The sequence below is a fragment of the Stenotrophomonas rhizophila genome (assembly GCF_001704155.1).
GTDB classification, from domain to species: Bacteria; Pseudomonadota; Gammaproteobacteria; order Xanthomonadales; family Xanthomonadaceae; genus Stenotrophomonas; species Stenotrophomonas rhizophila_A.
Window position 1 is genome coordinate 774,203 of the sequence record NZ_CP016294.1, and the last position, 18,033, is coordinate 792,235.

The window sequence follows — 18,033 nt, forward strand, 5'->3', positions numbered from 1 at the left end:
AGGAACCGCATGTCCCGCATCGCCCCCCGCATCCACACCAACCCGGCCGACATTGCCGAGCTCGAGGCCTTGCTGCCCCAGCTCAAAGGCCAGACCCAGGTCGAAGTCACGCTGAAAGACGGCCGCCGCCTGCTCGGCACCGTGGCGGTACAGCCCACCGTGCAGCAGTACCGAAATGCGGAAGAGAACGAAGGCAGCAATGGCCAGCTGCGTCTGGATGACCTGGATGCCCCGGTGCAGCAGCATGTGCTGTGGCTGGATGAGATCAGCACGGTCCGCCAGCTGCCCCCGGTGGAATGACCCTCCGGGCCGTGCCGGGCCCTGCCCGGCACGCGCCTTTCCTCAATGCGTGAAGACTTCCGGCTCAGCTTCGAAGCGGCGCGCATAGGCGCGCTCATCCGCAATCCGGGCGACTTCGTCATCGGCCATGTCGGGCGCGCCGTACACCGCATAGGCCACGGCACCATCGGCCTGCTTGCCCACCTGGTGCAACCGGTACCTCGAATGCCCACCACCGGTGTCCTCGGGGTAGTGCACCGGCGGCTGTGCGCCCTCCAGATCCATTTCGCTGTTGTCGACCACGCCACCGACGAACAATGCGCGCATGAGCTACCTCCGTTGCGGATGAGCCTTCACCCTGACCGACAGCCTGTTGCGATGGCATCAAGGCAGCGTTGAATAAACGCAAATCGGCCGCCGAACGGGGCCGATCGGCCGAAACGGTAGAATGGCGGTCTCTTTTCAAGATGTGCCCCCATGGCTGCCCAGCACGACGCCCCCCTGGAAACCCTGTTCCTGCCGTTCGGCGGCGCGCTGTCCTGGCCGGCCGGGCCGGTGCTGTTCCTGCGCGCCCGCGATGGCTGGCCGCTGCGCGAGCACGCCCAACCGGGCCAGCTGGTCTGCGAGCAGAGCTTCCGCCCCTTCGCCGATGCGCTGGAAGCCAGCGGCTGGACCGTGCGCGACGAGCAGCAGCTGGCCGACGACAGCACCCGCTACGCGCTGGTGCTGGTGCTGCCGCCGCGCCAGCGTGAAGAAGCCCGCGCGCTGTTTGCCCGCGCGCTGGCGCTGGCCGCCCCGGGCGGCATCGTGGTGGCCTGCCAGCACAACAACGAAGGCGCCCGCTCCGGCGAAGGCGACCTGCAGCAGCTGGCCGGGCTGGGCGGCAAGATGACCAAGAACCACTGCCGGGTGTACTGGACCGCGCCGTTGGAGGGTCAGCATGACGCCGCCCTGGCCCAGCGCTGGGCCGCGCTGGACGCGCCGCGCGCGATCCTGGGCGGGCGCTTCCAGAGCCGCCCGGGCATCTTCGCCTGGGACCGCATCGACCCGGCCTCGGCGCTGCTGGTGGAACAGCTGCCGGCCGACCTGGCCGGGCGCGGCGCGGACCTGGGCGCCGGCTTCGGCTACCTGTCCAGCGAAGTGCTGCAGCGCTGCCCGCAGGTGAGCGCGCTGGACCTGTTCGAGGCAGAAGGCCGCGCGTTGGCGCTGGCCAGGGTCAATCTGGAGGCACTGGGCAAGCCGGCCAAGCTGGGCTTCCACTGGCAGGACGTCACCGCCGGCATCGAGGCGCAGTACGACTTCATCGTCACCAACCCGCCGTTCCACACTCCCTCGCGTGCCGACCGCCCGGACATCGGCCAGCGCTTCATCGCCGTGGCCGCGCAGGCGCTGCGCCCGGGTGGGCGGATGTGGCTGGTGGCCAACCGCCACCTGCCGTACGAGCAGATCCTCAACGAAAGCTTCGGCCAGGTGCGCGTGGCTGCAGAACGCGACGGCTTCAAGCTGATCGAGGCGACCAAGGCCAGCAAGAGCCCCACCCCCACCAGGGCCCCGCGCAGCGACGAGCCGAAGTGGGGCCGCGGGGGCCGCGCATGAAGCTGGTGAAACTGCTGGCCAACCTGGGTTATGGCAGCCGCAAGCAGGTGCAGGGCATGTTCCGCGAGGGGCTCATCACCGATGCGGACGGCGAGGTGCTGTACGCCGATGACCAGGTCGCCCACGAAGCGATCCGGGTCGAGGGGGAGCCGCTGGATCCGCCGCAGGGGCTGACCCTGATGCTGCACAAGCCGCGTGACTACACCTGTTCGACCAAGGACAAGGGCCGGCTGATCTACGACCTGTTGCCGCCGCGCTTCCGCGAGCGTTCGCCGGTGCTGTCGTCGGTGGGCCGGCTGGACCGCGACACCAGCGGCCTGCTGCTGATGACCGACGACGGCGCGCTGCTGCACCGGATCGTGTCGCCCAAATCGCGGCTGGACAAGGCCTACCAGGTCACCGTGGCCGAAGACCTGCGCGGTGACGAGGTGGCACGTTTCGCCAGTGGCGCGCTGATGCTGGAAGCGGACGACAAGCCGCTGCTGCCGGCCGAACTGCACGTGCGCTCGGCGCGCGAGGCCGAACTGGTGCTGCATGAAGGCCGCTACCACCAGGCCCGGCGCATGTTCGCGGCGGTGGGCAACCACGTGCAGGCACTGCACCGCAGCCGCATCGGCGGGCTGTCGCTGGGCGACCTGCCCGAGGGCGAGTGGCGCATGCTGGATGCGGCGGACCTGGAAACGCTGTTCACCGGGCACCTCACCGACGCGTCATGACTGCCATCGCCGCCCTGCCGTTCCTGCCCGAAGCGGTCATCTTCGACATGGATGGCCTGATGATCGACAGCGAGCGGGTGTCCATTGCGTGCTGGTCGCAGGCCGCACGGGAACTGCAGCTGCCGTTCGCCGATGACTTCTGGCTGGGCATGGTCGGATTGGGCGACCGCGACTGCGAACAGCGGCTGCTGCGCCACATCGATGCCGGGCAGGTGGCCGCGCTGTATGCGCGCTGCCACGACCTGTATGAAGCGCGCACCCAGCAGGGGCTGCCGCTGCGTCCCGGCATACTGGCGCTGCTGCAGCTGCTGCAGGCACACGCCCTGCCGCGAGCGGTGGCGACGTCCACCCGCGAGCCGCGCGCGTCGCGCAAACTGGCGGCGGCGGGGTTGCTGGGTTACTTCGACCACGTGGTCACCAGCAGCGACGTGGCCCACCCGAAGCCGGCGCCGGACATCTACCTGCTGGCTGCGCGGAAACTGGGCAAGGATCCCGCGCGCTGCCTGGCGCTGGAAGACTCGCCGGCCGGCATCCGCGCGGCGGTAGGCGCCGGCATGACCGCGATCCAGGTGCCGGACCTGGTGCATCCGGATGCCGACCTGCGCGCGCTCGGCCACCGCATCGTGGAATCGCTCACCGACGCCCACGCACTGCTGCTGCCGCTGCTGCAAAGCGGACGGTAGAGCCGAAGGGTAGAGCTGAAGGGTAGAGCCGACTGTTAGTCGGCTAAGCGCGAAGCGCGATCATAGACCCCGCCAAAGGCAGCCGACTAACAGTCGGCTCTACCGGGAATTTCACGCCGTTCCACCCGCATTATTCCGCCCGTAAACCAACAAAAAACCCGGCACGTGGCCGGGTTTTTCATGTCGATGCCGCGCGGAATCACACCCGTCCGAACACCAGCGCTGCGTTGGTGCCGCCGAAGCCGAAGCTGTTGGACATCACCGTGTTCAACTGCTTGTCCTGGCTCTCGCGAACGATCGGGAAACCTTCCACGGCCGGGTCGAGTTCGCCGATGTTGGCCGAACCGGCAATGAAGCCATCGCGCATCATCAGCAGGCAGTAGATCGCTTCGTGCACGCTGGCCGCACCCAGCGAATGACCGGACAGCGCCTTGGTCGACGACAGCGGCGGAATCGATTCGCCGAACACTTCGCGCACCGCCTTCAACTCGGTCACGTCGCCCAGCGGGGTAGAGGTGCCGTGCGTGTTGAGGTAGTCGATCGGGCCGCTGAGGTTCTGCATGGCCATGTTCATGCAACGCACCGCGCCTTCACCGGACGGGGCGACCATGTCGGCACCGTCGGAGGTGACGCCGTAGCCCACCAGTTCGGCATAGATGCGTGCACCGCGTGCCACGGCGTGGTCGTAATCTTCCAGCACCAGCATGCCGCCGCCACCGGCGATGACAAAGCCGTCGCGGTCCTTGTCGTACGGGCGCGATGCGGTGGCCGGGGTGTCGTTGAAGCGGGTGGACAGCGCGCCCATCGCATCGAACATGACGCTCATCGACCAGTGCAGGTCTTCACCGCCACCGGCGAACATCACGTCCTGCGCGCCATGCCGGATCAGGTCGGCGGCGGCGCCGATGCAGTGCGCGGAGGTCGCGCAGGCAGCGGACAGCGAGTAGCTCAGGCCCTTGATCTGGAAGGCGGTGGCCAGGCAGGCCGACACGGTGGAGCACATCGTGCGCGGCACCATGTACGGGCCGACCTTGCGCACGCCACGCGCGCGCAGGATGTCGGCCGATTCGACCTGCCACTGGCTGGAGCCGCCGCCGGAGCCTGCAATCAGGCCGGTGCGCGGGTTGACCACCTGCGCTTCGTCCAGGCCGGCATCGGCGATGGCGTCGCGCATGGCGATGTAGGCGTAGGCCGAGGCATCGCTCATGAAGCGCTTGAGCTTGCGGTCGATCTGCGCGTCCAGGTCCAGTTCGATGTTGCCGCCCACGTGGCTGCGCAGACCGGCGTCGGCGTGGTCGGGAAGGTTGCGGATGCCGGCGCGGCCTTCACGCAGTGCGGTGGACACGGTGTCCAGATCGTTGCCCAGGCACGAGGTGATGCCCATTCCGGTAATGACGACGCGACGCATCAGAAGTTCTCGGTGGAAGTGAACAGACCTACGCGGAGGTCTTTGGCGGTATAGATTTCGCGGCCGTCGACCAGCATGCGGGCATCGGACTGCGCCATGACCAGCTTGCGGTTGATGACGCGGGTGATGTCGATTTCGTAGGTGACACGCTTTGCGTCGGGCAGCACCTGGCCGGTGAACTTCACTTCACCGCAGCCGAGTGCGCGGCCACGGCCGGGCGCGCCCAGCCAGGTGAGGTAGAACCCGGTGAGCTGCCACATTGCGTCCAGGCCGAGGCAACCGGGCATCACCGGGTCGCCGATGAAATGGCAGCCGAAGAACCACAGGTCGGGGCGGATATCCAGTTCCGCGCGCACGTAGCCTTTGCCGTGTGGACCGCCGTCATCGCGGATGTCGGTGATGCGATCGAACATCAGCATCGGGTCATTGGGCAGGCGACCGCTGCCCGGCCCGAACAGTTCGCCACGGGCACTGGCCAGCAGCTGTTCGCGCGAGAACGCGTTGAGACGAGTCATGGAAAACGCAATCCTGAAGATGGAGGGCGGCGGTTTGTTGCCGTTGAAAGCACCCAAGAGTGCAGAGTAATTTCCATTCAATCAAACGTTTTAACCGTACGCCGGCGTAGTGTTTTCAGCTTGAAAAACGCATGTTGTTGTTATGAAAAGACCATACTCAGGCGTGTGGCTGTAATCTTGTTCATCTATTCCCGCCGCTTGGGCCCTTGAGCTTCCGCCGTGTCCGCACAACGCAAGATCATCCACGTCGACATGGACGCGTTTTACGCGTCGGTGGAGCAGCGCGACAATCCGTCGCTGCGCGGGCTGCCGGTGGTGGTGGCGTGGAAGGGGGCGCGTTCGGTGGTATGCGCGGCGTCGTACGAGGCGCGGGTGTTCGGGATCCGTTCGGCGATGCCGGCGATGCGGGCGGAGCGGTTGTGCCCGGATGCGGTGTTCGTGCCGCCGGATTTCGTGCGCTACAAGGCGGTGTCGCGGCAGGTGCGGGAGATTTTCCTGCGGCATACGGATCTGGTGGAGCCGTTGTCGCTGGATGAGGCGTACCTGGATGTGACGGTGCACAAGGGCGGGATGACGGTGGCGACGGAGATCGCGGCGTTGATCCGCGCGCAGATCCGGGAGGAGACGCAGTTGACGGCGTCGGCGGGGATCGCGCCGAACAAGTTCCTGGCGAAAATCGCGTCGGATTGGCGCAAGCCGGACGGGCAGTTCGTGGTGCCACCGCACCGGATCGATCAGTTCCTGATGCCGCTGCCGGTGAAGCGGGTGCCGGGGGTGGGCAAGGTGATGGAGGGCAAGCTGTCGGAGCTTGGCGTCGTGACGGTGGGCGATCTGCGTGGGTTGCGGCTGGAGGAGCTGGAAGGGCGCTTCGGCAGTTTCGGTGCGAGTCTGTACCGGCGTGCGCGCGGTATCGATGAGCGTCCGGTGGAACCGGACCAGCCGGTGCAGTCGATTTCGTCGGAGGATACGTTCGCGGAGGATCTGCCACTGGAGGCATTGGAGCCGGCGATCGTGGAGCTGGCGGGCAAGACGTGGAACGCAACGCGCAAGACGGACCGGGTGGGGCACACGGTGGTGCTGAAGTTGAAGACGTCGCAGTTCCGGATCATTACGCGCAGTTTCACGCCGGAATCGCCGCCGGAAACGCTGGAGGAGCTGCGCGATATCGCGCTTGCGTTACGCGCGCGCGTGGATCTGCCGGCGGAGACACGTTATCGGTTGGTGGGGGTTGGCTTGGGCGGGTTCCGCGAGCGTGAACCAGTGAGCCAGATGGGGCTGTTTGACTGAAGCAACAGCAAGAGCAACTGCAACAGCAACAGCAACTGCGACGTTTCATTGCTCCGGGTAGCGGGCCGGCGGGTGCGGGTTGGCGGGACACGCCGTGAACCCATCCTTGGGGGCTTGTAGAAAACATCCATGTTTTCTACAGTCCCGCCAACCCGCCCCCGCCGGCCCGCCCAAGCTGGGCTGGCACCCAATGAACAGCGGGAGCAACCGCGCATTGCAACCGATGGCGGGCGGCAACTTGAACGCACTGTTCTCAGGTCGGCGGGACGAGCCGGCCGATCGCGGCACTGTCGCGGTGGTGACCGGTCACCGGGCCGAATGCCGGGTGGGTGGCGGGCTGGTCGGTAGGGTCGCATCCCAATCGACCGCCGATCGCAATGCAACGCGCGGTGGGGCATGAAAATCACCACATGCCGCGCATCACCACTCTCGATCAATACGCCACGGTCGCAATCGTCCGCACGTACTGCGGCTTCTCGATCTCGCTCACGAACGCATCGGCGTAATCGGCGTAACTGATCCGGCTATGCCCATCGGCGCCAACCAGGAACTGCTTGGCCTGCGTGCGGAAACCACCCTTCTGCGGCCCCGGGCCAATTTCAGCCGCCGGCGAATAGAACGTCCAGTCGAGGTCATCCACGTTCTGCAGCAGGTTGAACGCTTGGCGGGCGGCGAGGGCGACCGGCTTGTAGGCATCGGGGAAGCCTTCGGTGTCGACCAGCTGCACGCCCGGGGCGACTTCGAGGGTGCCGGCGCCGCCGACCATCAGGAAGCGCGGGACGCCGGCCTGGCGGGCGGCCTTGACCAGTTCTGCGGTGACGGTGGTGACGGTGGACGGGTCATCGCCGGGGCGCGGGCCGAAGGCGCTGGCCAGGACGTCGTGGCCGGCAATCACGGCGGCCAGGGCGTCGGTGTCGTCGAGGGCGGCGACGGCGAGCTGGGCGCCGTCGAGTTCGGCGGGCAGGCCGCTGTCGCGACGGACGATGGCGGTGACCTGGTGGCCGCGGGCCAGGGCCTGGCGGGTGATTTCACGGCCGATGTTGCCGGTGGCACCGACGAGGGCGATCTTCATGGGGCAGGGTCCGTTGTGGGAGGAAGGCCAGCATATGCGCCTGAAAGTGGACGAAAAACCGCGTATAACGGCCTAATTTGTTGCGCGGATCGATCAAATGGACCGGCTTACGGCAATGCAGGTGTTCGTGGAGGTGGCCGAGCGCGGCAGCCTGACGGCGGCGGCGGAGGCGCTGGATATGTCGCGGGCGATGGTGACGCGGTACCTGGCGGAGGTGGAAACGTGGCTGGGGGCGCGGCTGCTGCACCGGACCACGCGGCGGATCAGCCTGACCGGGCCGGGGGAGGCGGCGCTGCTGCGGTTCCGGCAGATGCTGGCCATCGGCGATGAGCTGCAGGGCGAGGTGGCCAGCGACAACCCGGAGCCGCATGGGGTGTTGCGGGTGACGGCGAGTGTGTCGTTCGGGCAGCTGCACCTGGCGGCGGCGGTGGCGGAGTTCGTGCGTCGGCATCCCTTGACGCGGGTGGAGCTGTTGCTGGTGGACCGGGTGGTGAACCTGGTGGAGGAGCGGGTGGATGTGGCGGTGCGGATTTCGCGGGCGATTGATCCGAGCCTGATCGCTCGGTGGCTGGCGCCGTGCCGGTCGGTGTTGTGCGCGGCGCCTTCGTATCTGGCCGAGCGGGGCACGCCGGTCAGTGCCGATGGGTTGGCGGGGCATAACTGCCTTACCCATCACTACGTGGGTAAAAGCGTGTGGCAGTTGCAGCGGCAGGGGCGTGCGATTTCGGTGGCGGTGGGCGGCAACATCAGTGCGAACGAGGCGTCGCTGTTGCTGGAGGCGGTGCGGGCGGGGGCGGGGATTGCGATGTTGCCGACGTACCAGATCGCGCCGTTGCTGCGTTCGGGTGCGCTGGTGGAGGTGTTGCCGGAGTACCAGGTGGAGGAGATGGGCATCCATGCGGTATATGCGTCGCGGCGGCAGTTGCCGGCGGTGATGCGCAGCTTCCTGGATTTCCTGGTGGAACGGTTTGCGGGGGAGGAGTTCCTGGCGCGGATCTGATGCATCTCGATCTGACTTCGCGTGGGACACGCAGGGCGTGGCTCTACAATCGGTGGTCCCCCATGTTCAGAAGCGATCCTTGCCTTGTCCTATCCCTACCCGCTGGTGATTTTTGATCTGGACGGCACGCTGGTCGACAGCGCGGCCGATATCGCCGAGGCGCTCAACCGCACGCTGGAAGACTGGCAGTTGTCGCGCGTGCCCGAGGCGACGGTGCTGACCTGGATCGGTGATGGCGTGCGCCGCCTTGTTGAGCAGGCCTTCACTGCGGCCCGCAGCGACATCGACCTGGATCGGGTGATGCCCGGTTTCATGCGCCACTACGAAGCGTGCCTGCTGCGCAGCCCGCGGCTGTACGACGGCGTGGTACCGGCGCTGGAAGCGTTGCGCGCGCGTAACGTGACCCTGGCGATCTGCACCAACAAGCCGTCGGCCATGGTCGCGCCGCTGCTCGCCCACCTGGGCGTGCAGGACTTCTTCGCGATGGTACTGGGCGGCGATTCGTTGCCCGAGCGCAAGCCCAGTGGCGTGCCGCTGCGGCATATCGCAGCTGCGTTCGGGGTGGCCCCCACGGCCGCCTTGATGGTGGGGGATTCGATCACCGACTATCGCGCTGCGGTGGATGCAGGCATGCCGGTGGCGCTGGTGCGTTACGGGTATCCGCGCGGGCTGGATCTGAACACGGTGGACGCGGTGGCGGTGGTGGACGACCTGCGGTCGTTGCCCGGGTTGTAGCGCGGCGGTGGCGCCGTGCCGACCAACGGTCGGCACCTACCGTGCTCGTGGAGCGGCCATGACGCCGTACCGTGCTCGTAGAGCGGCGGTGACGCCGAGCCGTGCTCGTGCACCCGGTAGCGCCGGCCGTTGGCCGGCACCTCGCGATGCCGGCCAACCCCGGATCATTTCGGCTGGTAACGCACGCTCAGGCGGTACTCGCGGCCGGGCTGGTTGTACCAGGCCACCGTTTCGTAATCGCGGTCGAACACGTTGCTGACCCGGCCCAGCACCGACCAGTCGCGGCTGATCGCGTATTCCAGGCGCAGGTCCACGGTGCCATACCCGGCCAGGCGCACGCTGTTGTCGGCATTGTCGTAGCGCTTGCCGGCACCGAAGGCGGTGACGCCGGCGCGGAAGCCACCGAAGCGGCGGTCGATGTCCAGGCGTGCGGTGTCCTGCGCGCGGCGGGCCAGCCAGTTGTCGAACTGGGCGCTGCCGTCGGTGCGGTTGCGCGGGTCGGTGTGGCTCAGCTGTGCGCTGAGGTCAACGCCGGCCACGGTCAGCGAGCCGGTCAGCTCGGCACCGCGGATCCGCGCCTTTTCCACCTGCGACATCATGAAGGTGGTGGCGTCGTAGGTGATCAGGTCATCGATGCGGGTTTCATACACATCCAGGCCCCAGCGCCAGCTGTCGCCCTGCTGGGCGATGCCAAGGTTGGCGCTCTTGGATTTCTCGGGGTCCAGCCCGGGCACGCCGCTCCACGGGTCATACAGGTCGCTGAAGGTCGGCGCCTTGAACGCGGTGCCGTAGCTGGCATTGAGGCGGAAGCCGCCGCCCAGTTCCATGCCCCAGCCAAGGCTGCCGGTGGTGTGGTTGCCGAACTGTTCGTTGTCGTCGTTGCGCACGCTGGCCTGCAGGTGGTGCGCGCCGAAGCGGCCCTGGTACTGCACGAACACGCCGGTGTTGTCGCGGCTGTCGACCAGATAGCCGGCGCTGCTGCCGTCCAGGTTGTCCTGGCTCCAGTCCACGCCGGCGCTGAGCAGCTGGCCGTCGGCGATGCCCACGTCGGCCTGCACCGAGGCGCTGTCGCGGTGGGTCTGCGCGGCGCCCAGCCAGGTGTCGTCGTTGTAGTTGTCCGACTCGTTGTCGGCACGGCCGACGTTGGCGGTCAGGGTGAAGCGCTCGCTCGGCGTGTAGCGGACCTTGCCGCCCAGCACCTGCTGCAGGGTTTCGGAGTAGTTGTAGTAGCCGTCGTAGTGGTTCTCGCCTTCGGCGCGCAGCGCGGTGCCTTCCACGCTCAGGCTGTCGGTCAGCGTGTAGCCGCCGCGCAGGCTCATCGACAGGTTGCGGTACCCGTCGCGGTCGGGTTCGTTGGCGCCGCAGCCGGCGAAGGTGACCGGATCACCGTTGCAGGAGTTGATGCCGTCGGTGTGCTGGTAGGCGATGTCGGTGCCGAACCAGCCGCGTGCGCCGGTGCCACCGAAGCCGCCGCTGGCTTCGCGCAGGCCGTTGCTGCCGCCGCCCAGTTGCAGGTGGGGGGCGAAGTCGCCGGCATTGCGGCGGGTGAAGATCTGGATCACGCCGCCGATCGCGTCCGCGCCGTACAGGCTGGACTGCGGGCCGCGCACGATTTCCACGCGTTCGATCTGCGCCAGCGGCAGGTCCTGCAGCATGGCCAGGCCAAGGTCGCCGGTGTTGATGCGCACGCCATCGACCAGCACCAGGGTGTGGGCCGAATTGGTGCCGCGCAGGAACAGCGAGCTCTGCTTGCCCAGTCCGCCGCTGTTGTTGAGGTTGATGCCGGCGCGGCCGCGCAGCAGGTCCTGCAGCGACGGCGCCTGGCTGCGCTCGATCTCGGCGCGGTCGATCACCTGCGCCGGCGAGATGCTGTCCTGCAGGGCAATCGGGGTCCGCGTGGCGGTCACCAGCACCTGGTCCAGTGCGATGGCATCGTCCTGTGCGGCGGCCACACCGGGCAGCGCCGAGAGTACGGCCAGGGAAAGAAGGCGGATCTGCAGCTTCATCGTTGACTCCAAACACCGCGCACGCCCGCGCGGCAAGGTTGTGGGAGGCGGTCAACGGGGGCAGGGACGGTGGGCGGGCGCAGGTACGGCGCCGCTTGCCGCCGCCATGCCCGCCGCATCGCAACCAGTCGTCTTCCAGGCCGGTCTCCGGGCTCGCGGGCCGATGGCGGACCATCGCGCCAGGCGCCTTCCCATGCTTGCGCACAGTGGCATGTGCCTGGCTTCCACGCTTACCGTTGCGGGGGCAGCGCCGGAATGGCAGCAGGCAGGACCTGTTGCGTCACCGGCTTCCCGTTTCAACCTGCCGGCTTGCACCGCAGGTCACCTGAAAGTGGGCGCAGTGTAGAGCAAAGCCCGGCGGCCGGCGCAATGCCGGCACGGGCGGTGCGACGCCAGCGGTTAGAATGCGCCTCGCTTTTTGACGTGGTTGCAGTCCCTATGATCCTGGACCTGATCCGGCACGCGGCCACTGGCCGCGACGACCACCTGGATGGGCGTACCGATCCGCCGCTGGACGTGCAGGGCATCGATCTGATCTGCGCACGCCATGCCGACCTGCAGTGGCAGCGCGTGCGGAGTTCACCGCGCCAGCGTGCGCTGGACACCGCCGCTGCGTTGGCGCTGCCGCGCGGGCTGGAGGTGATCGCGGACGAGGAGTGGGAGGAGCTGGATTTCGGCGACTGGGACGGCCAGCCGCTGCAGGCGCTGCCGATGCAGGCGCTGCAGGCATTCCACCTGGACCCGCATGCGAACCCGCCGCCGCATGGCGAAAGCTGGGGGCATTTCGAGCGCCGCATCGCGCGCGCATTGCATCGGCTGCTGGATGAGCCCGAACCGGTGCCAACGCTGGTGGTCAGCCATGGTGGCCCGCTGCGGATGGTGCTGTCGCAGGTGTGCGGGCTGCCGATGGCGATGTGCTGGGCGCTGCGCATCGACCACGGTACGCGGCTGCAGCTGCGGGTGGAGCGGGACGACGGGGAGCTGTGGGGGGAACTACTGGAGTTGCAGCAGGCGTCGCCCTAGCGGTCGTCGTCGGTGTCGAACGCGGCGTCGCTGCCGTCGCCTTCGTCATCGTTGGCCACGGTGCGGTCATACACCGGGCCCGAGGCCGGCGGCGCCTTCTTCAGCGGCTTGTCGGCGATGATCGCGTCGTATTCGGCCACCAGCTCGGCGCGGCGCGCTTCGGGCAGTTCCTGCCAGTGGCAGTCCTGCAGCGCGCCCTCGAGCGAGTAGAGCAGGTTGAGGCTCGGTTTGAAGCCGGCGCGGCGTACCTTCACGAACGCGCCCACCGACCCGGCCGCGGCCAGGTCTTCGGCAGTGCGCAGACCGACCTGGCGCAGCCAGGCCGCGCTCTTGGGGCCGATGTTGCGCAGCTTGGTGCTCATCCCAAGGCCTCGACGAACACCGCGGCAATGGCTTCCAGCCCGGCCTGGTCATCGGCATCGAAACGGGCCAGCACCGGGCTGTCCAGGTCGAACACGCCGATCAGGGTGTCGCCGTGTACCAGCGGCACCACCAGTTCCGAGCGCGAGGCCGAATCACAGGCAATGTGGCCGGGGAAGGCGTCCACGTCCTCGATGCGTTGGGTTACCCGCTGCGAGGCGGCCGCGCCGCACACACCCTTGTCCAGCGGAATGCGCACGCAGGCCGGCAGGCCCTGGAACGGGCCGACCACCAGTTCAGTGCCATCAAACAGGTAGAAACCCACCCAGTTCAGCTGCGGCAGCGCGTGGTAGACCAGCGCTGACAGATTGGCGGCATTGGCAATGCGGTCGCGTTCACCGTGCACCAGGGCACGGGCCTGGGCCAGCAGCTGGCCGTACTGTTCCGGCTTGCTGCCGGTGAGCGTGGAAGTATCGAACATGGCCGCAGTCTAGCAAGCGCGGCCGGCGGCCGGACCCACCGGCGGCGGAACGCTGATAATGGGCGCCCCTGTTCATCGGTCCGGCCATGTCATCGCTTTCTGCCCCGCCCGCCGCGTTCTACGTCACCGGTACCGATACCGGCATCGGCAAGACCTTCAGCAGCTGCGCCCTGCTGCACGCGCTGCGCCAACGCGGGCACCGCGCGGTGGGCATGAAGCCGGTGGCCAGCGGCTGCGAGCAGACCGTCGAGGGCCTGCGCAACGAGGATGCCACCGCCCTGCTGGCCGCCAGCGACCCGGCCCCGGCCTATGCCGACCTCAACCCCTACGCACTGCCGCTGCCGCTGGCGCCGGAACTGGCCGCCGAGGCGGCGGGGGTGACGCTGTCACTGGATCCGATCGAGGCGGCGTTCGCCCGCCTGCGCGCGCAGGCCGACACCGTGGTGGTGGAAGGCGTGGGCGGCTGGCTGGCACCGCTGTCGGCCACGCTGGACCAGTCGCACCTGGTGCAGGCGCTGCAGCTGCCGGTGGTGATGGTGGTGGGCCTGCGGCTGGGCTGTCTCAATCACGCGCGGCTGACCGCGCAGGCAATCAGCGCCAGCGGTGCAACCTGCATCGGCTGGATCGCCAACGAGGTGGACCCGCAGATGGAGCGCATCGACGACAACGTGGCGCTGCTGCGCGCGCGCCTGCCGATGCCGTTCTGGGGGCGGCTGCCGTACGCACCGGGCGCCGATCCGGCGCAGCTGGCCCGCCACCTGCTCGGCTGAGGGTCAGCCGCGCGCCTGCGCCAGCAGGGCAGTGGCCAGCCGGCCGACGCTGGCAATGGCGTCCACGTAGCGCGCGTCCAGCTCCTGGCAGCACGACAGCCGGAGGCAGTGCCGGTAGCGGGCCCCGCGCGAATACACCTGGCCGGGCATGAACACCACGCCCTCGGCCAGCGCCTGTTCGAACAGCACGCTGCTGTCCACGCCCGCCGGCAGTTCGATCCACAGCAGGAAACCGCCGCTGGGCTGGGTGGCCAGGGTACCGGGCGGGAAGTGCTGGGCCACCAGCGCACGCACGCGCCCGACCTGCTCGCGGTACAGCCGGCGCAGCCCGCGCAGGTGGTGTTCGTAGCTGCCCGCTTCCAGGAACGCGGCAACCGCCTCGCCCAGCAGCTGCGATTCGGCGCCGGTGGACTGGAACTTCAGCAGCTGGATGTCGGCGGCGAAGCGCCCGCCATCGAGCCAGCCGATACGGTAGTCCGGTGCGAGCGTCTTGGAAAAACCGTTGACCACGATCACCCAACCGTCCTCGTCGAACGCCTTCAACAACGGCGGCAGCGGCTCCTGGTACTGCAGTTCGGCATAGACCGCATCTTCGATCAGCGGTACCTGGTACTGGTTCACCAGCGCCGCCAGGCGCTGCTTGGCCGCTACCGGCAGGGTGCAGCCGAGCGGGTTGTGCACGCTGGGCATCGCGACAATGGCGGCCAGTGCGCCTTCCTGCAGCTGCGCTTCCACCGCATCCACGTCCAGCCCCTCGCGCGGGTCGGTGGGCAGCTCGATCGCTTTCAGGCCCAGGTTGGCCAGCAATGGGTACAGGTTGAAATAGGAGGGGGCTTCGATGCCGACCGCATCGCCCGGCCGGGTCACCGCACGCAGGGCCAGCTGCAGCGCTTCCATCGCGCCATGGGTGAGCACCAGCCGCTCCACCGTGGTGTGCAGGCCTAGCCGCGGGCCGCGCCGCACGATCTGCTCCAACAGCCGCCTGGCCCCGTTGGGGCGCGCGTAGGTGCGCACCATCGCCGGGGTGCGCCGCAACACCTGTGCGGTGGCACGGGCCAGCCGTGCGGCGGGGTAGAAGCGCTCGCCGCGCGGACCGGCGAAGGCCAGGTCGACGATGCCCGGCTGCCGCTGCGCCTCCAGCACGCGCGCCATCATCAGCTGCTGGGCCTGGGTGGTGGCCAGCGCCGGGGCCTGGCGCAGAGAGCGGGTGGGTTCGGGCAGGCGCGCGCTGACCACGAACCCGGCCTTGGGCCGCGGCATCACCAGCCCGGCGTCCTCCAGCTGCCGGTAGGCAGCGATGACCGTGTTCAAGCTGAGCTGGCGCTGCGCGGCCAGGCCGCGCAGGGACGGCAGGCGCGCACCGGCCGGCAGGCGGCCGCCGTGGATGGCGTCGGCCAGTTCGTCGGCCAGGGATTGGTAGAGGTTGGCGGCCATGGAATCTGTAACCATGAGGGTCGCCAGCATGGTGCGCTGTACCCTGGATGCCTTGCAACCTGGCATCCCCACGGCGAAGACCGACCAACGGTCGGCCTCTACCGCCGTCCCATCCGTTACCTCGCTGACAAGGTCGACACCAGCCTCGGCTTCTCGCGGTACAGCTGCGGGTACATCCGCTGCAGCGCCGCCACCTTGGGCTGGTCGTTGATACGGATGTACAGCGACTCCGGGTGCAGCGTCAGGTAGTTCTGGTGGTAGCCCTCGGCCGCAACGAACGGCTTGCCGCCGTCCACGGTGGTCACTACCGGCGCCGCATACGCGCGTGCCTTCTGCAGCTGCGCGATGTAAGCGCGGGTGGCATCGCGCTGCGCGGCATCATCGGCGAACACCGCCGAACGGTACTGCGTGCCGCGGTCCGGGCCCTGGCGGTTGAGCTGGGTGGGATCGTGCGCCACCGAGAAGAACACCTGCATCAACTGGCCGTAGCTCACCTGGCTGGGGTCGTAGGTGACCTGCACGGCTTCGGCATGGCCGGTGCCACCGCTACTGACGCGCGAATAGTTCGCGTCGGCCGGGCGCCCACCGATGTAGCCGGAGACCGCGTTGTCCACGCCCTTGATGTGCTGGAACACGCCCTGCACGCCCCAGAAGCAGCCGCCGGCGAACACCACCTGCGCGCGCTTGCCGGGCAGCTTCGGATCGGCCGCACCCGCCGGTGCCGGCACCGCCACCACCGCTTCGGCCGGCGCGGCATATGCGGGGCGGTCCAGGCTGACCACCGCACTGATGGTCAGCGCGGCAACGGCGGCGGCAATGCCACCGGCCACCAGTTTGTCGAAGGAAACGCGCATGGGGTTCTCCTGGTTCAACCGAAGGTGAAGGCATAGGCGTGCACACCCGGATCGAGGAACTCGATCTCGAACGTGCGTTCGCCGACATCGCCGGACTGGCGGATCAGCTGGTACAGGCGGTGCTCGTCGACCGTGCCGCTGCCATCGGCGCTGGCATCGCCACCAACCGAGGCGCCGGGCGGCTGGCCGTCGATGCGCACCCGGAACCGCACCGGCTTGCCGTCCGCACCCGGTGCCAGCACCAGGTGCAGGTCGCGGGCGTGGAAGCGGAACGCGATACGACCGCCGGCGCGTTGCAGCTGCGCGTCTTCGTTACCCACCGTCCAGCGCCCGGACAAGGCCCACTGGTTCAACGCGAACGTCGACGGCAGCGTGTAATCGGCGGGTGCGTCGCGGCGCTGGCCGTCCGGCGAGGCGAAGTTTTCCGCACGCGAGTAGCCGAGGTAGGTCTCCGGCGATTTGAGGTTGGACATGTCGGCCTGCAGTTCCACGCCCGCGCGCGGTGCACTGGCGGCCATCGCCATGGCCTGTGCGGGCTCCTCGGGCAGCGTGGCACCGGCTTCGCGCAGCAGCTGGCGGATGATCCGTTCGGACTGCGCGTAGTTGCCTTCACCGAAGTGGTGCGCACGGATGTGGCCCTGCGCGTCGATGAAGTAATGCGCCGGCCAATAGCGGTTGTTGAAGCCGCGCCAGATCGCGAACTCATTGTCGATCGCCACCGGGTAGTCGATCTTCAGTTCCTTCACCGCACGCTGCACGTTGCCCAGGTTGCGCTCGAAGGCGAACTCCGGGGCATGCACGCCGATCACCACCAGGCCCTGGTCGCGGTAACGCTGTTCCCACTCCCGCACGTAGGGCAGGGCGCGCAGGCAGTTGATGCAGGAATAGGTCCAGAAATCGACCAGCACCACCTTGCCGCGCAGGCCTTCGGCGGTCAGCGGCGGGCTGTTGAGCCAGCCGGTGGCGCCGTCCAGCGAAGGCAGGGTGCCTTCCACCGGCAGCTCGGCACCGGCCGGTGCATCGGCGGCGCGCATCATCATCGCGGGACCGGCGTCAGGCGCCTGGCCGGGCAGCGTATCGAGCAGGCCCTGTTCCAGCCGCGCGGTGCTGACCGACGACAACCGGGTGAGCACGCCGGTGTCCCAGCCCATCGCAATGGCCACCACCGCCAGCAGTGCGGCCACGCCCAGCGCGCGGCGGATCCACTCGCCCGCGCCCAGCCGCCGCTTGAGCGCGGTGAACACACGCCCGCCAATCCAGATCGCCAGTGCCAGCGAGGTGGCCGCGCCCAGTGCATACGCCAGCAGCAGCCCGCTGGTGCCCACGCTGGCACCCTGCAGGGCAGCGCCGGTGAGGATCAGCCCAAGAATCGGGCCGGCGCACGGTGCCCACAGCAGGCCGGTGGCCACGCCGATCAGCAGCGAGGTGCCCACCCCGCCGCGCCCGGCGTCGGTGGCCTTGTCCGCTGACGCACTGAGCCGTGCGCCCAGCCGCTGGAACGGCGACAGCAGGCGGTCGGCCAGCGCCGGCCACAGCAGCGCGAGCGCGAACAGCGCCATCACCACCAGCGCGATCCAGCGCCCGATCTGGTTGGCCTGCGCGACCCACTGGCTGCCCACTGCCGCCAGGCTGGCCACCACCGCGAACATCAGCGCCATGCCGATCAGCAGCGGCAGGCCACTGCGCAGGAACGGGCGGTCCGAACGGGCAAACACGAACGGCAGCACCGGCAGGATGCACGGGCTGAGAATGGTCAACACACCGCCCAGGTAGGCAAGTACAAGCAGAATCATCGAACGTTCCTTATCGGGTAG

The 18,033-nt window shown here is 68.4% G+C and carries 19 protein-coding genes and 1 riboswitch; of the genes, 9 read left to right on the plus strand and 10 right to left on the minus strand.

From position 1 onward, the window contains the following. Positions 1-9 precede the first annotated feature (9 nt). Positions 10-300, plus strand: a complete 291-nt coding sequence (locus BAY15_RS03365) for a DUF3247 family protein (RefSeq protein WP_068848974.1) — start codon at positions 10-12, stop codon at positions 298-300. A 42-nt stretch (positions 301-342) separates the two neighbouring features. On the opposite strand, the gene BAY15_RS03370 is transcribed toward BAY15_RS03365, so the two are convergent. Further along, positions 343-606 (minus strand): hypothetical protein, encoded by a 264-nt coding sequence (locus BAY15_RS03370; protein WP_068848976.1) that lies wholly within the window; start codon positions 604-606, stop codon positions 343-345. A 150-nt stretch (positions 607-756) separates the two neighbouring features. On the opposite strand from BAY15_RS03370, the gene BAY15_RS03375 reads away from it, so the two are divergent. From BAY15_RS03375 to BAY15_RS03385, 3 genes are read left to right on the plus strand one after another with little or no spacing between them, the layout of a single operon-like run. Next, positions 757-1,875 (plus strand): class I SAM-dependent methyltransferase, encoded by a 1,119-nt coding sequence (locus BAY15_RS03375; protein WP_068848978.1) that lies wholly within the window; start codon positions 757-759, stop codon positions 1,873-1,875. Beyond that, positions 1,872-2,591 (plus strand): pseudouridine synthase, encoded by a 720-nt coding sequence (locus tag BAY15_RS03380; RefSeq protein ID WP_068854534.1) that lies wholly within the window; start codon positions 1,872-1,874, stop codon positions 2,589-2,591. The genes BAY15_RS03375 and BAY15_RS03380 overlap by 4 nt, the downstream gene beginning before the upstream one ends. Next, positions 2,588-3,274: an HAD family hydrolase gene (locus BAY15_RS03385; protein WP_068848980.1), complete on the plus strand. Its 687-nt coding sequence runs from the start codon at positions 2,588-2,590 to the stop codon at positions 3,272-3,274. Before BAY15_RS03380 ends, BAY15_RS03385 begins: the two co-directional genes overlap by 4 nt. A gap of 199 nt (positions 3,275-3,473) precedes the next feature. Here the strand turns inward: BAY15_RS03385 and fabB are convergent, their stop codons facing one another. Together fabB and fabA are read right to left on the minus strand one after the other, a co-directional pair. Then, a complete protein-coding gene (gene fabB, locus BAY15_RS03390; RefSeq protein WP_068848982.1) occupies positions 3,474-4,682 on the minus strand; it encodes a beta-ketoacyl-ACP synthase I in 1,209 nt (402 codons plus the stop codon). Further along, positions 4,682-5,197, minus strand: coding sequence for a 3-hydroxyacyl-[acyl-carrier-protein] dehydratase FabA (fabA, locus tag BAY15_RS03395; protein WP_068854535.1), 516 nt, complete (start codon positions 5,195-5,197; stop codon positions 4,682-4,684). Before fabA ends, fabB begins: the two co-directional genes overlap by 1 nt. Positions 5,198-5,416: 219 nt before the next feature. Between fabA and dinB the strand changes: the two genes are divergently transcribed. Continuing rightward, the gene (gene dinB / locus BAY15_RS03400) at positions 5,417-6,484 is read left to right on the plus strand and encodes a DNA polymerase IV (protein ID WP_068848985.1); all 1,068 of its coding nucleotides are present in this window, start codon (positions 5,417-5,419) and stop codon (positions 6,482-6,484) included. A 433-nt stretch (positions 6,485-6,917) separates the two neighbouring features. On the opposite strand, the gene BAY15_RS03405 is transcribed toward dinB, so the two are convergent. Further along, the gene (locus tag BAY15_RS03405) at positions 6,918-7,556 is read right to left on the minus strand and encodes an NAD(P)-dependent oxidoreductase (protein ID WP_068848987.1); all 639 of its coding nucleotides are present in this window, start codon (positions 7,554-7,556) and stop codon (positions 6,918-6,920) included. A 97-nt stretch (positions 7,557-7,653) separates the two neighbouring features. Between BAY15_RS03405 and BAY15_RS03410 the strand changes: the two genes are divergently transcribed. Continuing rightward, positions 7,654-8,556: a LysR family transcriptional regulator gene (locus BAY15_RS03410; RefSeq protein ID WP_068848988.1), complete on the plus strand. Its 903-nt coding sequence runs from the start codon at positions 7,654-7,656 to the stop codon at positions 8,554-8,556. 84 nt (positions 8,557-8,640) lie between these two features. Continuing rightward, positions 8,641-9,291, plus strand: a complete 651-nt coding sequence (gene gph, locus BAY15_RS03415) for a phosphoglycolate phosphatase (RefSeq protein WP_068848990.1) — start codon at positions 8,641-8,643, stop codon at positions 9,289-9,291. A 164-nt stretch (positions 9,292-9,455) separates the two neighbouring features. On the opposite strand, the gene btuB is transcribed toward gph, so the two are convergent. Next, complete coding sequence (gene btuB, locus BAY15_RS03420; RefSeq protein ID WP_068848992.1) at positions 9,456-11,297, minus strand: TonB-dependent vitamin B12 receptor; 1,842 nt, start codon at positions 11,295-11,297, stop codon at positions 9,456-9,458. A gap of 121 nt (positions 11,298-11,418) precedes the next feature. Continuing rightward, a riboswitch (cobalamin riboswitch) is annotated at positions 11,419-11,641 on the minus strand. A gap of 94 nt (positions 11,642-11,735) precedes the next feature. On the opposite strand from btuB, the gene BAY15_RS03425 reads away from it, so the two are divergent. Continuing rightward, entirely contained in the window at positions 11,736-12,320 is a 585-nt protein-coding gene (locus tag BAY15_RS03425) for a histidine phosphatase family protein (protein ID WP_068848994.1), read from the plus strand. Here the strand turns inward: BAY15_RS03425 and BAY15_RS03430 are convergent. Both BAY15_RS03430 and BAY15_RS03435 read right to left on the minus strand, forming a co-directional pair. Next, entirely contained in the window at positions 12,317-12,682 is a 366-nt protein-coding gene (locus tag BAY15_RS03430; protein ID WP_068848996.1) for a TfoX/Sxy family protein, read from the minus strand. The genes BAY15_RS03425 and BAY15_RS03430 overlap by 4 nt on opposite strands. Continuing rightward, the gene (locus tag BAY15_RS03435) at positions 12,679-13,161 is read right to left on the minus strand and encodes a GAF domain-containing protein (protein ID WP_068848998.1); all 483 of its coding nucleotides are present in this window, start codon (positions 13,159-13,161) and stop codon (positions 12,679-12,681) included. Before BAY15_RS03435 ends, BAY15_RS03430 begins: the two co-directional genes overlap by 4 nt. Before the next feature lie 86 nt (positions 13,162-13,247). Between BAY15_RS03435 and bioD the strand changes: the two genes are divergently transcribed. Beyond that, on the plus strand, positions 13,248-13,931 hold the full coding sequence (gene bioD / locus BAY15_RS03440; protein WP_068849000.1) for a dethiobiotin synthase: 684 nt from the start codon (positions 13,248-13,250) through the stop codon (positions 13,929-13,931). 3 nt (positions 13,932-13,934) lie between these two features. Here the strand turns inward: bioD and BAY15_RS03445 are convergent, their stop codons facing one another. From BAY15_RS03445 to BAY15_RS03455, 3 genes are all read right to left on the minus strand, one after another. Then, positions 13,935-15,365, minus strand: a complete 1,431-nt coding sequence (locus tag BAY15_RS03445; RefSeq protein ID WP_428999277.1) for a PLP-dependent aminotransferase family protein — start codon at positions 15,363-15,365, stop codon at positions 13,935-13,937. Between the two features lie 116 nt (positions 15,366-15,481). Further along, positions 15,482-16,219: a peptide-methionine (S)-S-oxide reductase MsrA gene (gene msrA, locus BAY15_RS03450; protein ID WP_068849002.1), complete on the minus strand. Its 738-nt coding sequence runs from the start codon at positions 16,217-16,219 to the stop codon at positions 15,482-15,484. Positions 16,220-16,233: 14 nt separating this feature from the next. Then, positions 16,234-18,012 (minus strand): cytochrome c biogenesis protein DipZ, encoded by a 1,779-nt coding sequence (locus BAY15_RS03455; protein ID WP_068849004.1) that lies wholly within the window; start codon positions 18,010-18,012, stop codon positions 16,234-16,236. Between the last annotated feature and the right edge of the window lie 21 nt (positions 18,013-18,033).

Excerpts from the sequence above, each read along its gene's own strand:
- BAY15_RS03405 (WP_068848987.1), bottom strand. The coding sequence starts at position 7,556 with ATGAAGATCGCCCTCGTCGGTGCCACCGGCAACATCGGCCGTGAAATC.
- BAY15_RS03385 (WP_068848980.1), top strand. The coding sequence starts at position 2,588 with ATGACTGCCATCGCCGCCCTGCCGTTCCTGCCCGAAGCGGTCATCTTC.
- fabA (WP_068854535.1), bottom strand. The coding sequence starts at position 5,197 with ATGACTCGTCTCAACGCGTTCTCGCGCGAACAGCTGCTGGCCAGTGCC.
- btuB (WP_068848992.1), bottom strand. The coding sequence starts at position 11,297 with ATGAAGCTGCAGATCCGCCTTCTTTCCCTGGCCGTACTCTCGGCGCTG.
- BAY15_RS03425 (WP_068848994.1), top strand. The coding sequence starts at position 11,736 with ATGATCCTGGACCTGATCCGGCACGCGGCCACTGGCCGCGACGACCAC.
- BAY15_RS03370 (WP_068848976.1), bottom strand. The coding sequence starts at position 606 with ATGCGCGCATTGTTCGTCGGTGGCGTGGTCGACAACAGCGAAATGGAT.
- msrA (WP_068849002.1), bottom strand. The coding sequence starts at position 16,219 with ATGCGCGTTTCCTTCGACAAACTGGTGGCCGGTGGCATTGCCGCCGCC.
- fabB (WP_068848982.1), bottom strand. The coding sequence starts at position 4,682 with ATGCGTCGCGTCGTCATTACCGGAATGGGCATCACCTCGTGCCTGGGC.
- BAY15_RS03380 (WP_068854534.1), top strand. The coding sequence starts at position 1,872 with ATGAAGCTGGTGAAACTGCTGGCCAACCTGGGTTATGGCAGCCGCAAG.
- bioD (WP_068849000.1), top strand. The coding sequence starts at position 13,248 with ATGTCATCGCTTTCTGCCCCGCCCGCCGCGTTCTACGTCACCGGTACC.
- BAY15_RS03445 (WP_428999277.1), bottom strand. The coding sequence starts at position 15,365 with ATGGCCGCCAACCTCTACCAATCCCTGGCCGACGAACTGGCCGACGCC.
- BAY15_RS03375 (WP_068848978.1), top strand. The coding sequence starts at position 757 with ATGGCTGCCCAGCACGACGCCCCCCTGGAAACCCTGTTCCTGCCGTTC.
- BAY15_RS03455 (WP_068849004.1), bottom strand. The coding sequence starts at position 18,012 with ATGATTCTGCTTGTACTTGCCTACCTGGGCGGTGTGTTGACCATTCTC.
- BAY15_RS03435 (WP_068848998.1), bottom strand. The coding sequence starts at position 13,161 with ATGTTCGATACTTCCACGCTCACCGGCAGCAAGCCGGAACAGTACGGC.
- BAY15_RS03430 (WP_068848996.1), bottom strand. The coding sequence starts at position 12,682 with ATGAGCACCAAGCTGCGCAACATCGGCCCCAAGAGCGCGGCCTGGCTG.
- BAY15_RS03410 (WP_068848988.1), top strand. The coding sequence starts at position 7,654 with ATGGACCGGCTTACGGCAATGCAGGTGTTCGTGGAGGTGGCCGAGCGC.
- BAY15_RS03365 (WP_068848974.1), top strand. The coding sequence starts at position 10 with ATGTCCCGCATCGCCCCCCGCATCCACACCAACCCGGCCGACATTGCC.